This is a genomic window from Vibrio palustris (assembly GCF_024346995.1).
Taxonomy (GTDB): Bacteria; Pseudomonadota; Gammaproteobacteria; order Enterobacterales; family Vibrionaceae; genus Vibrio; species Vibrio palustris.
In genome coordinates, this window is the sequence record NZ_AP024887.1 from 286,917 (window position 1) to 302,702 (window position 15,786).

General features: G+C 43.2%; 14 protein-coding genes, 1 tRNA gene, 1 rRNA gene and 1 pseudogene. 12 read left to right on the plus strand and 5 right to left on the minus strand.

Features of this window, described 5'->3' with window-relative positions:
• Window positions 1-29: 29 nt before the first annotated feature.
• Entirely contained in the window at window positions 30-449 is a 420-nt protein-coding gene (locus OCU30_RS01385; protein WP_077315608.1) for a secondary thiamine-phosphate synthase enzyme YjbQ, read from the minus strand.
• Window positions 450-706: 257 nt separating this feature from the next.
• Here OCU30_RS01385 and pgi point away from each other — a divergent pair, with 257 nt between their 5' ends.
• Complete coding sequence (pgi, locus tag OCU30_RS01390; RefSeq protein WP_077315609.1) at window positions 707-2,359, plus strand: glucose-6-phosphate isomerase; 1,653 nt, start codon at window positions 707-709, stop codon at window positions 2,357-2,359.
• A 94-nt stretch (window positions 2,360-2,453) separates the two neighbouring features.
• Here the strand turns inward: pgi and OCU30_RS01395 are convergent, their stop codons facing one another.
• Together OCU30_RS01395 and zur are read right to left on the minus strand one after the other, a co-directional pair.
• A complete protein-coding gene (locus tag OCU30_RS01395) occupies window positions 2,454-2,918 on the minus strand; it encodes a chemotaxis protein CheX (RefSeq protein ID WP_077315610.1) in 465 nt (154 codons plus the stop codon).
• Window positions 2,919-2,940: 22 nt separating this feature from the next.
• Window positions 2,941-3,396, minus strand: coding sequence for a zinc uptake transcriptional repressor Zur (zur, locus tag OCU30_RS01400; RefSeq protein ID WP_077315611.1), 456 nt, complete (start codon window positions 3,394-3,396; stop codon window positions 2,941-2,943).
• A 298-nt stretch (window positions 3,397-3,694) separates the two neighbouring features.
• On the opposite strand from zur, the gene OCU30_RS01405 reads away from it, so the two are divergent.
• Entirely contained in the window at window positions 3,695-3,847 is a 153-nt protein-coding gene (locus OCU30_RS01405) for a hypothetical protein (protein ID WP_162841036.1), read from the plus strand.
• Window positions 3,847-4,002 carry a hypothetical protein gene (locus OCU30_RS01410; RefSeq protein ID WP_162841037.1) on the plus strand — a complete coding sequence of 52 codons (156 nt, stop codon included), beginning with the start codon at window positions 3,847-3,849 and terminating at the stop codon, window positions 4,000-4,002. Before OCU30_RS01405 ends, OCU30_RS01410 begins: the two co-directional genes overlap by 1 nt.
• Before the next feature lie 41 nt (window positions 4,003-4,043).
• Here OCU30_RS01410 and OCU30_RS01415 read toward each other — a convergent pair whose 3' ends face one another.
• Together OCU30_RS01415 and OCU30_RS01420 are read right to left on the minus strand one after the other, a co-directional pair.
• Complete coding sequence (locus tag OCU30_RS01415) at window positions 4,044-5,075, minus strand: hypothetical protein (protein WP_077315613.1); 1,032 nt, start codon at window positions 5,073-5,075, stop codon at window positions 4,044-4,046.
• A 135-nt stretch (window positions 5,076-5,210) separates the two neighbouring features.
• Window positions 5,211-6,285: pseudogene (locus tag OCU30_RS01420) on the minus strand (tyrosine-type recombinase/integrase).
• A 107-nt stretch (window positions 6,286-6,392) separates the two neighbouring features.
• On the opposite strand from OCU30_RS01420, the gene dusA reads away from it, so the two are divergent.
• The 9 genes from dusA to OCU30_RS01460 all read left to right on the plus strand — a co-directional run bounded on the left by dusA (window position 6,393) and on the right by OCU30_RS01460 (window position 15,542).
• Window positions 6,393-7,400 carry a tRNA dihydrouridine(20/20a) synthase DusA gene (gene dusA, locus OCU30_RS01425; protein WP_077315614.1) on the plus strand — a complete coding sequence of 336 codons (1,008 nt, stop codon included), beginning with the start codon at window positions 6,393-6,395 and terminating at the stop codon, window positions 7,398-7,400.
• 139 nt (window positions 7,401-7,539) lie between these two features.
• Window positions 7,540-7,743, plus strand: a complete 204-nt coding sequence (locus OCU30_RS17330; protein WP_077315615.1) for an envelope stress response protein PspG — start codon at window positions 7,540-7,542, stop codon at window positions 7,741-7,743.
• An 86-nt stretch (window positions 7,744-7,829) separates the two neighbouring features.
• A complete protein-coding gene (locus tag OCU30_RS01430) occupies window positions 7,830-8,489 on the plus strand; it encodes a TIGR04219 family outer membrane beta-barrel protein (RefSeq protein ID WP_077315616.1) in 660 nt (219 codons plus the stop codon).
• A gap of 66 nt (window positions 8,490-8,555) precedes the next feature.
• Window positions 8,556-8,792, plus strand: coding sequence for a hypothetical protein (locus OCU30_RS01435; protein ID WP_077315617.1), 237 nt, complete (start codon window positions 8,556-8,558; stop codon window positions 8,790-8,792).
• A gap of 106 nt (window positions 8,793-8,898) precedes the next feature.
• Window positions 8,899-10,716, plus strand: a complete 1,818-nt coding sequence (locus OCU30_RS01440) for an assimilatory sulfite reductase (NADPH) flavoprotein subunit (RefSeq protein WP_077315618.1) — start codon at window positions 8,899-8,901, stop codon at window positions 10,714-10,716.
• Complete coding sequence (gene cysI, locus OCU30_RS01445; RefSeq protein ID WP_077315619.1) at window positions 10,716-12,443, plus strand: assimilatory sulfite reductase (NADPH) hemoprotein subunit; 1,728 nt, start codon at window positions 10,716-10,718, stop codon at window positions 12,441-12,443. The genes OCU30_RS01440 and cysI overlap by 1 nt, the downstream gene beginning before the upstream one ends.
• Window positions 12,436-13,209 carry a phosphoadenylyl-sulfate reductase gene (locus OCU30_RS01450; RefSeq protein ID WP_077315620.1) on the plus strand — a complete coding sequence of 258 codons (774 nt, stop codon included), beginning with the start codon at window positions 12,436-12,438 and terminating at the stop codon, window positions 13,207-13,209. The genes cysI and OCU30_RS01450 overlap by 8 nt, the downstream gene beginning before the upstream one ends.
• A gap of 609 nt (window positions 13,210-13,818) precedes the next feature.
• Window positions 13,819-15,359, plus strand: a 16S ribosomal RNA gene (locus OCU30_RS01455).
• A gap of 107 nt (window positions 15,360-15,466) precedes the next feature.
• Window positions 15,467-15,542: transfer RNA gene (locus tag OCU30_RS01460), tRNA-Glu, on the plus strand.
• The last annotated feature ends 244 nt before the right edge of the window (window positions 15,543-15,786 follow it).

The following is a 15,786-nucleotide window of genomic DNA, read 5'->3' on the forward strand; positions in this document are numbered from 1 at the left end:
ACAGAGACATCACAGTAATAAACCTTTTGTTACTCACCCTGTAAAGTCGCAATCAGCTGCCTTTCTCCGCCGTAATTACGGTGTTCTCCTAAGTAGATACCTTGCCAAGTTCCTAACGCTAAGCGTCCCTGATGAATAGGGATAGTAACACTGCATCCTAACGTTGAGGCTTTAATGTGTGCTGGCATATCATCATCCCCTTCGTCGGTATGCTGATAGTAGGGCGCACGCTCCGGAGCTGAGTGATTGAAGTGACGTTCAAGATCATCGCGAACCGTGGGGTCGGCATTTTCATTAATGGTTAAACTTGCGGATGTATGTTGAATAAATACATGCAATAAGCCGACTGAGATTGAGGCGATTTCAGGGACTTGCTTTTCTATCTCACGAGTAATCAGATGAAAGCCGCGTGGATAAGCACGTAACTGAATACGGTGTTGTTGCCACATAAGGAAGTCTCCTTTGTCTATTGTTTGTTGGCCAGTATAGCGTTATGGTGAGTACTGAGCCATTGCAATATGATATCAATTATAACGACGGTTTCTGACTTACCTCAAAGTGTTTTAAAGTCATATCAGTCATAATGTTCGGCTTAAAAAATAATTCATAACGCTGTGATGTTTATAGATACGGCAATGTAATCAGGGATCCTTAAGACGGCACCGTCTTTAGGGAGAACACCAACTGTTATATCGGGATAGAGATTATGCTGAAAAATACCAACCCTACACAAACAGCGGCTTGGAAAGCATTAACCGCGCATTTTGAAAGCGCGCAGGACATGGATCTAAGTACTTTGTTCGCACAAGATAGCGAACGTTTTAACAAGTTTTCGGCTAACTTTGGCCCAGATTTCTTCGTTGATTATTCTAAGAACTTAATCAATGACGAAACAATGAAGCATTTATTCGCACTCGCCAGCGAAATCGACATTAAAAGCGCGATCCATTCAATGTTCAGTGGTGAGAAAATCAACCGCACTGAAGATCGAGCGGTATTACATACCGCATTACGTAATCGCAGTAATACCCCGGTGATGGTGGATGGCAAAGACGTCATGCCGGCAGTCAATGACGTGTTAAGTAAAATGAAAGCATTTTCTGAACGCGTTATTTCTGGTGAATGGAAAGGCTACACAGGTAAAGCGATCACTGATGTTGTGAATATCGGTATTGGTGGCTCTGATCTTGGCCCATATATGGTGACAGAAGCGCTAATTCCTTACAAAAATCACCTTAGCATGCACTTTGTGTCGAACGTCGATGGCACACACATCGAAGAAACACTAAAAGAGCTAAACCCTGAAACAACGTTATTCTTAGTCGCATCAAAAACATTTACCACACAAGAAACCATGACGAATGCGCATACTGCGCGTGACTGGTTCTTAAAATCAGCAGGTGATGTTGCGCATGTCGCGAAACACTTCGCCGCATTATCAACGAATGCAGAGTCAGTATCTGAGTTTGGTATTGATACCAATAACATGTTTGAGTTCTGGGATTGGGTTGGCGGACGCTACTCGCTATGGTCGGCGATTGGCTTATCGATCATACTCTCTATTGGCTATGACAACTTTGTCGAGTTGCTCACTGGTGCTCATGAAATGGATCAGCATTTTGTGGATGCGCCAATTGAAGACAACATCCCAGTGATCCTAGCACTGATTGGTGTGTGGTATAACAACTTCCATGGTAGCGAAACAGAAGCAATTTTACCTTATGATCAATACCTGCATCGTTTTGCGGCTTATTTCCAGCAAGGTAATATGGAATCAAACGGTAAATACGTCGATCGCAATGGTCATCCTGTGACGTACCAAACAGGCCCGATTATTTGGGGTGAACCAGGTACGAATGGTCAGCACGCGTTTTATCAATTGATCCACCAAGGTACTAAGATAATCCCTTGTGATTTTATCGCTCCAGCGAAAACCCACAACCCAACAGGCGATCATCATCAGAAATTAATGTCTAACTTCTTTGCACAGACGGAAGCCTTAGCGTTTGGCAAATCGGCTGAAACCGTCACGGAAGAATTAGTTAAAGCGGGTAAATCACCAGCTGAGATTGACGAGCTGGTTCCTTTTAAAGTATTTGAAGGTAACCGTCCGACAAACTCGATTCTTTTGAAAGAGATTACTCCGCGTTCTCTTGGTCACTTGATCGCTATGTATGAACATAAGATCTTTGTGCAAGGTGTTATTTGGAATATCTTTACGTTCGACCAATGGGGCGTTGAGTTAGGTAAACAACTCGCGAACCAAATTTTGCCTGAGCTAGAAAGTCACGATCACGTTGATTCTCATGACTCATCAACGAATGGTTTGATTAATACGTTTAAGCAATTACGCAGTTAATCTATTAAGCGAATAGCCTGATATAAAAAAGCGGATGACACTATGTGTCATCCGCTTTCTTTTTATTATTCAGAGAGAATAAATAGAAAAATCGTTAAGACTCGAAACAGATTTCTATAAACGCATTGCCCCATTGAGAAGAGAACGGCATCAAAATAATAGAGCCTTCACACTTATGGCGAATGGTATGGCCACGACCTGCAACTACAACGGGGGTTGCCATATCAAAATCAAAGCCACTTTCAGCAAGAATACGTTTGGCACCGCCTGTAACCATATTGGTGATTTCACCCACCATATCGGTCACTTCTTCATTAATGCCGTTAGGTCTTTCGCCTAGCATATTCTCCATAATTTCAATCGCGAGACTTTCATCGAATGTAATCGACATCGAACCACGCGTTTGTGACCCGACCATTCCGATTAAACCAGACACGTCACCTCGAGCTATCTCGTCTTTTTTCAGGCGAGGTTTTTGTGGCTTCAACTCTAAAGAAGCCATGGTTTTTAGAACGTTCATTAACGATGCTAAAAACGGGTTAACAAATTCAGCGCGCATAACCTTTCTTCTGTTCGTTTGATCACATTGGATGAGAGGAGCAAGCTTGGCAGATCCCATGAGATTCGATGACATGAGTTTGAATCTGAAAGCCGTGTTGCTCCGCATTGTTTGTTAATAGAGATACCAGAGTATCACTTTGTAGCTCAATGACGTTATTGCATTTGTCACATATCAAAAGATGTGAAAAATGCTCATGTCCATTACACGAACCACAAGAGATAAAACTATTCGTCGATTCGACTCGATGAATAAAACCCTGTTCCATCAAAAAGTCTAATGCACGATATACTGTGGGTGGTTTAGCCTGAGGCTCACTCTTTTTTAGCTCTTCTAGTAGCTCATAAGCACTAAAAGATTTTTTACTGGCACAGATAAGTTCAAAAACTCGTTTTCTTTGAGTGGTCAGACGCACGCCTCTTGCTGCGCATATCTCTTCTATTTGCTGGGTTTGCGTATTGTCCAATTTAATCACCATTACAGATGGACTCTAGTAATCATATACTATTTCGCCAGTTAATAGCGATTTGACAAAGAATTATCCAAAATGAGTGTGTCTCACTAACATAGATTCTTTCAATGTATACGTCCAATTATTTATTCTGCTGGATAAACAATATCATTTATCAACAGTTTACGATTTTAACAAAATGCAGCGAAAAGTCATTACCTCCTTAAGAGTGAATATAAAGTAAGTGTCGACATAAAATGAGCCAGATCTGGCCCTGTATGTTTGCCAAGCAATGTGTATCAACGGGGCATTGTTTAGTTGGAGCATGACTTGCGTAGGCGCGATGTTGCTATCTGAACACCCTGAACTCATCACCGCGAGCGTATCGATAGACGGTGTTCAATTCGGTGGCATTATTGGCGCAAGTGCCCCAATAGTATTTGGCCTATGGGAACTCCTACGCAATGAGTTTAAGTAATGGCAGAATATCAAAGAATCATTGTCGCCGCCGTCAGTGCCCTATGTAGTGGCGTAGGCGTAACCCTTAAAACGGATGTTAAGTGGTTGCGCTTAATGATGAAAAAAATGGATGAGCGTTTAACTCGGTTGGAAAACAAAAGCCCTCAATCGTGAGGGCTTTGTTCTCATAGAGAATATTTCTCTGACTTGAAAAGTTACTTACCTGCAGGTTTTTCTTCGAGTCGCTTAATTTCAGAGTTATTTTGCAGTAATTCGTATGAATGATTGAGCTCTTTAACCGTCTCAGTGTCAAACTGGTCATCATTACTAGCAAGACAAGTCATTGAACCCCCAGACGCATTAAACTTGTGTACTTCTTTAATTGCTCTCGCAAGTTCATTGTTTGCTTTTTCGTTCTCGACTAAGCCCTGCTCTTTTAAACTTGCAATAACTTTATCTACAATTTCATCTTCTTGCTTTTCTATATGTTTATTCGAAGCTTCAGAGAACTCCTGAAACATTTCGGGTGGAACCGTGCCTTTTAGCTGCTCTAATTGCTTATGTTTGATTCGTAGCTCAGTAACAGATACGGCTAAATCAGTTAGTGATTTTAGTGATTTAAATAGTATCGTCATAGCAGATGCACCAACCAACAAATCTATAATGAATGAACCGCGATCGGCGTTTACTATTTCAAAATCTTCAGTTGGTTGGTTTACTGCCATAGAGAATCCACGCGCGATCAAGCTCCATCGTTTAGCCCAATCATTAAATTCAATAACATTGCTGATGGAGGCTTCGTTATGGAAAGTTAAACGAGTCAGAATTTTCCCTGTTGGAACTTCTATTGCATTAAGGAATTCACTAGGAACAATGATAGGAAGTGCACCTCTTATCTGAGTAAACGTCTTTGTAGCTGCTGTCAAAAACGTCAAGTGTCGATCTAATGTAGATATTACAAAGTTCGTATCATTGACTTGCATATCAAAAAGTAAAGTGAACTCATTTAAAGCTCCTTCTAATACTATCGAGCTCACATTCAACTTAATTAGACATTTTCTTTGATTGCTTGTTATCGAACTGCAGTCAATAGCAGAAATAGCCTCAAGTAACATTTTTTTTTCGTTGGGTATCGCAGTGTTGCCTTTCAGTTTTTTTAAGCAAGTGCTTAGTAAGGTTTCTACTTTATTGAGCTGGATCTCTTTGTGATACCACAGAGACAACTCTTGAATTTCATTTATTTGCATATTTATACAGGTTCTAAATAATTGTCGGTTAAGCTCGTTATATCAGAAATTACTTATGCTTACAGTGAATAGGCTCAAAACAAATTACCGATAAAGATATTGCTGAGAGTCGTAAATGTAAGTGACGTTTTCTGATCACTCATGGAGTTTGTTATGCAACTTATGTGGAAAGAGCTGAGTATAAACCTGCCAAAGAATGTTTAGGTTTCTATGCCCAGTAACTTGAGCCACTTCCTCAATTGAATACCCCTTTTCAAACAAACGGCTCGCTCCCTCACGTCTTAGGTCGTGATAACGCAAATCTTCAATGCCTAGTTTGTTTCTTTCACGCTGAAATCCTGCGGTGACACTGCGTGGGTTGTAAGGGAAGATAAACTCACTATCTTTCTCTTGCTGTAGGGCAATATCAAACGATTCTCCCAGCAGGGGACACTATCATATGATTGCCTTGCTTTTTGCGAGGGTCTTTACGGTCACGCACCGTAATGGTTTTGTGCGCTTGGTTTAAGTCTTCCCAACGCAGTGAGCACACCTCACCAATTCGCATACAGGTTAAAATACTGAAATCGAGAATATCGAGGTAGGGGATCCTGACATTGCCATTAGGCCGATGAGTTTGGCGTCTTTGTAATGACTGACGCAGTTGTTCGAGTTCCTCTCCGGTTGGCCGACGAGTACGTTTTTGGCTTGTACCAATTAACCCCATATCAATTAGCACCGGTACGGCTTCCTCAAAGACAGAAACATTCGCATCAATATTAAAGACCGGATTGGCTTTTTTCATCACAGAACGTAGGTAAGCAATATCATGATTGATAGTGGCAGGACCAGCGCCACCACTGCGACGGTTGCGGCAGTGCTCAATTAAATCACTGGTGCGAATTTCTTTACTGTTTATTTTGGCAATGTCACAGTCCCTCAGGAGGCGTAAAACATAGCGTTTGGTGCGGCCTGTTTTATCCCATAAGTCTCTGTCGCCCATAAACTTATCGAGTAGTACCCCTAGGGGTACTGAGCGGTCTTTACCAAATACCCCTTGGTCTTCCAGTTCGGACGTGCGCTTAACTCCAAATGACTTTGCTAATGTTTTCCTTTTAAATGTCTTGGATTCTCGGTGTATAATCCGCGGATTCTGTTTTACGAACACTGTCGTTTTGTCGCGTAAATCGCCACTTTTTAGCTTTCGGGTCTCAATGGTATAACTAGCCATAACGTCCTACTCTCGAGGGGTACTCACGGGGGGGCTATAGTGCGAAATTAGGTCAAATTCAAAGTAATTGACGGCATAAATTTAGATTTAAAATTTGAGGTAAATCAGTGCTTAAGCCTGAAAATACAAACAATTACCCTATGCAGCGCTTTTCTGTTGCACCCATGCTCGATTGGACTGACCGACACTGTCGCTACTTTCATCGCTTGCTCAGTTCACAGGCTTTGCTGTATACCGAAATGGTTACCACAGGGGCAATTATCCACGGTAAAGGGGACTTTCTTGGTTATAACGAGGAAGAGCACCCAGTGGCGTTGCAGTTAGGTGGGTCGAATCCACAAGATTTAGCAACGTGTGCGGCTATTGCCAAGGAACGCGGTTACGATGAAATTAACCTAAACGTAGGGTGTCCATCGGATCGCGTACAAAACGGCCGCTTTGGTGCTTGCTTGATGGCCGAGCCGCAGTTGGTAGCTGATTGTGTTGCTGCAATGAAAGATGTGGTTGATGTACCAGTGACGGTAAAAACGCGTATTGGCATTGATGATATGGACTCCTATGAGTTTCTTTGTGACTTCCTGCGTGTTGTCTCTGAACAAGGTGGATGCCACCAATTTACGATTCATGCGCGTAAAGCATGGCTAAGTGGATTGAGCCCGAAAGAGAACCGTGATGTGCCGCCCTTAGATTATTCACGTGCATATCAAATAAAACAGGATTTTCCTGAATTGAGTATTGCCGTGAATGGCGGTATTCATACGCTAGAAGAGACGAAAATGCACTTAGAGCATCTTGATGGTGTGATGATTGGGCGTGCTGCTTATCAAAATCCGTTTTTGTTAGCAGAAGTTGATCGTCAGATTTTTGGTTTAGATACCCCCATTAAGAAGCGTTCGCAAGTGGTTCAAGAGATGTATCCATATATTGAGAAAGCACTTTCGAATGGCAGTAATTTAGGTCATATTACGCGTCATATGTTGGGTGTTTTTCAAAATATGGCAGGAGCTCGTCAATGGCGACGTTATATTAGCGAAAATGCGCATAAGAAAGGTGCGGGGATTGAAGTGGTTGAGCGCGCATTAGAGAAAGTGCCATATCAAGACTTGGATGTGTGATATCCCTTCCTATTTATAGTCTCCCTATAGAGAGAGATAGAGTAAGGCGCGGTATTTTTCTGGATTTCGATTTAGAATAGCTGCGTCATTATATAAAGAGCTCACGAGAAGTTCTTACGATTAACGTTAGAGGCGAGATATGTACGCAGTTGTATTTTTATTTTCTTTTTTTGCTACTCTATGGAGTATAGGCTTAAGTAAAATTAATTTAGTGATTTCTTTGGCAGTTGCATTAGGCATCGTTTTTTTAATCAGTATGTTAGGCACCGTTATCAAAATATTACCGTGGTTAATTTTAGTCTGCGCTGGAATTTGGTTATACCGCCGTTATGGGTACCGTTAACGATAGATGACAAAAAATCAGCATCTTAGTCACCATTCACTATAATGATGAATAAATAATCGATTCATCAGTTGTGGATACCCATTATGAAAATCCTAGGATGCTGCCTACTATTTTTTACTGCGTTTTCTCTTCATGCTGCTGAGCCTTTTTATTCTGCTCAAGTAGGAACACAAGTATGGCTTGGTGAGATAAGAGGTTCAGGCGAACGTTCTGATCCTTCTAATGTTCCTTCTTTATCATTTGCTTTCGAGCATGGTTTTCCGCTTCTTCCTAACCTGTCACTTCGTTATACCAATTTAGCTGAACGCGATCTGGCTTACGACGCTTTATCTTATACTTTGTATTACCGTTTGATTGAGAAACCCTTTATTGGTCTTGATACGGGTATCACATTATCTCGCTTTAGAAATGGTGAATACTTGGGTGTCGATGATCGCACCTATGAGTTTGATGATAACAGTGTTTCTTTTTATACCTACGGTGAAATTGGATTACCTTATCTGCCCTTGATGCTGTTTGGTCAAGTGAATGCCAGTAACTATGGCAGTCGAGCACTGGAATATCAGGATCTGTCGTTAGGTCTAAAATGGTTGGTGCCAATACAGGCTGGAGATCTATCTTTACACACTGGTTATCGTAACAGTCATCTTGAGTTGAATGAGTTATCACTGCGAGAAACGGTTAATGATCCGCAAACGATTAAAATATCCGGGTGGTTTGTGGGGGTTGCGATGACATTTTAAGTGGGAATGATGGTATAAGATAATCAGACCCCTATATCGAGTAATACATATAAAGGTAGCCCCACTATGACGATGACTGAACTGCAAAGATTATATCGTGAGCATCAGTTGAGCGAAGCGATTGTCGAACCGTTTTCTCTTGAAGGAGGATGGATTGTCGAGTTTCGTGATCAATCAGGAGATGTCTTCTTGCTCACTGATGATATGGGAGAAGAGCGGCATTATGAAAATGCCGAGCACGCGTCTCAAGCTGCGATGAAAGTCGGCTTTACACAAGTACGGGTAGAGTCACAAAAGTTCTAAACCCTGATTTCTTCCAAAAAGTTATAAAACATGCTGATTGATTCTTTCTGGTTATTTCTTTGAATGGTTACCCTGTAGGCATATAAAGAAGAGGGAATTCGTGACTATGTCATCAGGAAATAATCAATCAGAGCAAAATGGCGGGCTGACGAGCCCGTTAAACGATGCGCATTTCCAGCAACTTAATCAAAGCGTCTCAACGATGACACCAACCCAGTTAGCTTGGGCTGGTGGTTATTTGTGGGCCTTAAGTCAGCAAGCATCGGGTCAAACGACGGTAGCGGCTCCAGCGTCCAGCGATGCGGCTGAGCAACAATTAACGATTATCTATGCCTCGCAAACCGGTAATGCCAAAGGTGTTGCTGAAAAACTCATGCAAGAGGCCAACCAAGTGGGGTTACCTGTTTCATTAGTGGATGCCAATGATTACAAAGGTAAACAACTTGCTAAAGAGACCCATGTTGTTGTGGTTGCGTCTACCAATGGTGAGGGAGAAGCGCCAGATAATGCCTTAATTTTGCATGAGTACCTGCAATCTAAAAAAGCACCGAAGTTGTCCGGCGTGCAATATGCGGTATTAAGTTTGGGAGATTCAAGTTATGAATTCTTTTGCCAAACGGGTAAGGACTTTGATCAGTTCTTTGAAAAGTTGGGCGCGACTCGCTTACTAGACCGTGTTGATTGTGATGTAGACTATGAAGAAGCGGCCGATACCTGGATCAAAAGTCTTCTAGAGAAGGTGACTGAAGAGATCTCGCAAACTCGTCCTGCTAGTGTGGCAACAGTCACGGCTGCAACAAGCCATTCTTCTGACTATTCTCGTCAGGCCCCATTTGCGGCGTCGTTGCTCACACAACAGAAAATTACTGGGCGCGACTCTGATAAAATCGTGCAACATATCGAAATTGATTTGGATGGGTCGAATATCCACTATCAGCCTGGTGATGCTTTGGGGGTGTGGTATGAAAACGATCCGGCATTAGTCGATACGATTATAAATGAGTTAAAACTCGATGCTGAGCAAAGCGTCGAGGTGCAAGGGGAGTCTTTATCACTACGGGATGCTCTGATCAAAAAGTATGAAGTGACAGCATCGAACCCACAGTGGATTCGTCATATTGCACAATACAGTGACGATGCTCAACTGCAACAACTTATCACCGATCCCGATGGCTTACGTCACTATGCGGCCAACACCCAAATTGTTGAAGTCTTGCAGCAGTTCCCGATAACCATCACGGCACAGCAGCTATTAACGTCGTTACGCCAATTAACTCCACGTCTTTACTCGATAGCCTCTAGCCAAAGTGAAGTTGAAGATGAAGTGCATTTAACCGTCGGTTTAGTCGAGTACGAGGTCAATGGTCAAGTTCGTCAAGGTGGTGCATCGAGCTTTTTAACCGAACGCTTAGAAGAAGGCGATGTGGTGTCTGTCTTTATTGAGCACAACACTAACTTTAAATTACCCGATGACGATAATGCGCCCATTATTATGATAGGTCCGGGCACCGGTATCGCGCCATTTCGTAGCTTTTTACAAGAGCGTGATAATCGTGATGCCAGTGGTGCTAACTGGCTTTTCTTTGGCGATCGCACCTTTACGCAAGACTTCCTTTATCAAGTGGAGTGGCAAAAGTACCTTAAATCTGGCTTGTTAACCCGTTTGGATGTGGCTTTTAGTCGTGATCAACAAGAGAAAGTCTACGTACAGCATCGTTTACTCGAGCAAGCCGAGCAAGTATGGCAATGGCTACAAGACGGTGCCTACCTTTATGTGTGTGGTGATGCCAATCGTATGGCGAAAGATGTGCATGAAGCGTTAGTGCTGGTGGCCCAGCAGCAAGGGTCATTATCAAGAGAGCAAGCCGAAGAGTTTGTCAGTGAATTACGCAAAGCAAAACGTTACCAAAGGGATGTGTACTAATGAGCAATAACAATGTCGTCCAGACGGTTCTCGGAGAAGAGTTAGGTCCACTTTCAGATAATGAACGCTTAAAAGGTGAGAGTGATTTCTTAAGAGGTACCATTGAACAAGATTTACAAGATCCGATCACTGGAGGGTTTACCGCGGATAACTTTCAATTAATTCGCTTTCACGGTATGTACCAGCAAGATGATCGTGATATTCGTGGTGAACGTACTAAGCAAAAATTAGAGCCTTTACATAATGTGATGCTACGAGCGCGGATGCCTGGCGGAATCATTACTCCAGAACAATGGCTGGCGATTGATGACTTTGCTGGTGAAAATACCATGTATGGCAGTATTCGTTTAACCACACGTCAAACGTTCCAGTTCCATGGTGTGTTAAAGCCACACATAAAATCGATGCACCAAATGCTCAATAAAATTGGTATTGATTCGATTGCGACTGCAGGCGATGTAAACCGTAATGTGTTATGTACGGCTAATCCAATGCAATCTGAATTACATCAAGATGCGTACGAATGGGCGAAAAAAATCAGTGAACATCTATTACCTAAAACTCGTGCTTATGCAGAGATTTGGTTAGATGGTGAAAAGGTTGAAGAAACAGATAAAGAGCCGATTCTAGGTTCTAACTATTTACCGCGAAAATTTAAAACAACTGTGGTTATCCCACCTCATAATGATGTGGATGTTCATGCTAACGATTTAAACTTTGTAGCCATAGCGGAGAACGGCAAGCTGGTGGGCTTTAATGTTTTAGTTGGCGGAGGGTTAGCGATGACCCACGGTGATACCTCGACTTACCCGCGTCGTGCCGATGAGTTTGGCTTTATTGCTTTAGACGATACGTTGGCGATTGCCGAAGCGGTTGTATCAACACAACGCGATTGGGGTAACCGTTCTAACCGTAAAAATGCGAAAACCAAATACACCTTAGATCGTGTTGGTATCGATGTCTTCAAGCAAGAAGTGGAGCGCCGTGCGGACGTTTCGTTCCAGCCAGTGCGACCGTATCATTTCACCGACCGCGGAGACCGCATTGGTTGGTCGGAAGGTATCGATGGTCTTTATCATCTTTCGCTATTCATTGAAAATGGTCGTTTGTTAGATTATCCCGGCAAACCATTGAAAACGGGATTAGCTGAAATTGCGAAAGTACACCAAGGTGATTTCCGCATGACAGCGAATCAAAACCTGATTGTTGCGCGTGTTTCTGCAGACCAAAAAGCATTGATTGATCGTTTGGCTCGTGAGCACGGACTCATCAATGATGAAGTTTCTGAACAACGGAAAGACTCGATGGCATGTGTATCATTACCGACATGTCCTCTAGCGATGGCGGAAGCCGAACGATTTTTACCTAACTTTGTAACGCAAATAGAAGAGTTATTGCAAAAGCATCAACTACCAAACTCCGATACCATCATATTAAGAGTGACTGGGTGTCCTAACGGGTGTGCTCGTGCCATGTTGGCGGAAGTCGGCTTAGTCGGCAAAGCGCCAGGCCGTTATAACTTACATCTAGGTGGCAACCGAGAAGGGACACGTGTACCGAAAATGTACCGTGAAAATATTACTGTAGATGAGATTCTCAGTGAACTCGATACGCTTATCGCACGTTGGTCAACCGAGCGTTATACGAACGAAGGGTTTGGTGATTTTATGATTCGCGCGAATGTGGTTCAAGAAGTCATCGTCTCTAAGAGGGATTTTCATGCTTAGCCATCGTTTTACTGCGACCGAATTAAATGAACTGCTTTCACTATCAAAAGTGGAACAAAGCTTACGTCTCGCTGAAATTAATAATGAATTGGAAGCGCTTTCCGCGCAGCAACGAGTTGCGTGGTCTCTAGAGCACTTACCGGGCACGCATGCGTTGACATCGAGTTTTGGCATTCAAGCTGCGGTAATGCTGCATTTAGTCGTGACAGAAAAAAACGATACACCAGTGATTCTCACGGATACGGGATACCTATTCCCAGAAACCTATCGTTTTATTGATGAATTAACTGATCAGCTCAATTTGAATCTACATATATATAGAGGGGAACTCTCGCCAGCATGGCAAGAATCTCGTTATGGCAAATTATGGGAGCAGGGCGTTGAAGGTCTAGAACGTTATAACCACATCAATAAAGTAGAACCGATGCACCGAGCTTTAGATGAACTTCAGGTCAGCACGTGGTTTTCAGGCTTACGCCGTGAACAGTCTCAGTCTCGCTCAGGTTTACCTATCCTTGCGATTCAAAATGGTGTGTTTAAGTTTCTTCCAATTGTCGATTGGAGTAATAAAGATGTGCACTATTACTTAAAAGAGCACGGTCTTAATTATCACCCTCTATGGGAGCAAGGTTATCTTTCAGTGGGAGATATTCATACCACTCAAAAATGGGAGCCAGGTATGTTAGAAGAAGAGACGCGTTTTTTTGGTTTGAAACGAGAATGTGGTCTTCATGACGATGGTGAACAGTCAGGTTCTGGTATTTAAATAGTGTTCAACGTAAAAAGCTGCCGTTATGGCAGCTTTTCTTCTTTTATTTATCGATATTTTTTAGCTTTATGGGATAACTCTGTGGATAACTTGTGTGGTTCCTTTGCTTAAATATGGATAAATAAGCCTTTGAGTGAAAATGAATCACTTAACCATTATTTTTGCAATTTTATGAAAAAAGGCCTTGCGGTCGTGATGAAGATCTCTATAATGCACATCCATCGACAGGGCAGGCGCTGACAAGCGTTAAACGAAAGTTAGCCCAGTTGAGAGGCTTAAAAAAGAGTTTAAAAAAGTGTTTGACACGGACTTTAAAATCTATAAAATAGCCGCCTCTTTCGCAGTAACTCAAATTACTTAGAAAGAGAGCTCTTTAACAATTTAAACCTATCAATCTGTGTGGGCACTCGTTGATGATAATCAATAGCTTCTTAGGAAGCACAATTGGTTTCAATGAACTGAGTGACCAATCGAGATTAACTTTGTTAATCTTGGCACAGTCAATTCATTATCATTCTGTTGGAATGATAATAGCTTTAAGATTACATGTTTGTTTTCGAACAAATATTAGTTTTGAAGTCAGTATTCATTGAGCCGAAAAAACTTTAATTGAAGAGTTTGATCATGGCTCAGATTGAACGCTGGCGGCAGGCCTAACACATGCAAGTCGAGCGGTAACATTTCTAGCTTGCTAGAAGATGACGAGCGGCGGACGGGTGAGTAATGCCTGGGAAATTGCCTTGATGTGGGGGATAACCATTGGAAACGATGGCTAATACCGCATAATGCCTTCGGGCCAAAGAGGGGGACCTTCGGGCCTCTCGCGTCAAGATATGCCCAGGTGAGATTAGCTTGTTGGTGAGGTAAGAGCTCACCAAGGCGACGATCTCTAGCTGGTCTGAGAGGATGATCAGCCACATTGGGACTGAGACACGGCCCAAACTCCTACGGGAGGCAGCAGTGGGGAATATTGCACAATGGGCGCAAGCCTGATGCAGCCATGCCGCGTGTATGAAGAAGGCCTTCGGGTTGTAAAGTACTTTCAGCAGTGAGGAAGGGGTAACGTTGAATAGACGTTATTCTTGACGTTAGCTGCAGAAGAAGCACCGGCTAACTCCGTGCCAGCAGCCGCGGTAATACGGAGGGTGCGAGCGTTAATCGGAATTACTGGGCGTAAAGCGCATGCAGGTGGTCTGTTAAGTCAGATGTGAAAGCCCGAGGCTTAACCTCGGAATTGCATTTGAAACTGGCAGGCTAGAGTACTGTAGAGGGGGGTAGAATTTCAGGTGTAGCGGTGAAATGCGTAGAGATCTGAAGGAATACCAGTGGCGAAGGCGGCCCCCTGGACAGATACTGACACTCAGATGCGAAAGCGTGGGGAGCAAACAGGATTAGATACCCTGGTAGTCCACGCCGTAAACGATGTCTACTTGAAGGTTGTGGCCTTGAGCCGTGGCTTTCGGAGCTAACGCGTTAAGTAGACCGCCTGGGGAGTACGGTCGCAAGATTAAAACTCAAATGAATTGACGGGGGCCCGCACAAGCGGTGGAGCATGTGGTTTAATTCGATGCAACGCGAAGAACCTTACCTACTCTTGACATCCAGAGAACTTTCCAGAGATGGATTGGTGCCTTCGGGAACTCTGAGACAGGTGCTGCATGGCTGTCGTCAGCTCGTGTTGTGAAATGTTGGGTTAAGTCCCGTAACGAGCGCAACCCTTATCCTTGATTGCCAGCACGTAATGGTGGGAACTTCAGGGAGACTGCCGGTGATAAACCGGAGGAAGGTGGGGACGACGTCAAGTCATCATGGCCCTTACGAGTAGGGCTACACACGTGCTACAATGGCGCATACAGAGGGTTGCCAACTTGCGAAAGTGAGCGAATCCCAAAAAGTGCGTCGTAGTCCGGATTGGAGTCTGCAACTCGACTCCATGAAGTCGGAATCGCTAGTAATCGTGAATCAGAATGTCACGGTGAATACGTTCCCGGGCCTTGTACACACCGCCCGTCACACCATGGGAGTGGGCTGCAAAAGAAGCAGGTAGTTTAACCTTCGGGGGGACGCTTGCCACTTTGTGGTTCATGACTGGGGTGAAGTCGTAACAAGGTAGCGCTAGGGGAACCTGGCGCTGGATCACCTCCTTAATACGAAATGATTATTGCGATGAGTGTTCACACAGATTGATATGGTTTAGTTATAGAGAGCACCGCGTTAAAACCTCTGCCCTCCTTTGATGGCGAGAGACTTTTGTGTCCCGTTCGTCTAGAGGCCTAGGACACCGCCCTTTCACGGCGGTAACAGGGGTTCGACTCCCCTACGGGATACCATCTTTAAGTTTATGAGAAATCGTGCTCTTAAAAATGGTATTTTCGATAGAAGATACACATTGCTCTTTAACAATTTGGAAAGCTGACAAAATAATCGTATTTAGCGATAAATATGAATTATTTGTAAAAGTTCTCAATGTTTGTTGTATCAATTGATATGAACAAACACCAAACACATTCAAGTGTTCTTGGAAAATCATACTCTATTAATAGAGTGTGTATTCAAAATTGAGTCCGGCAATAT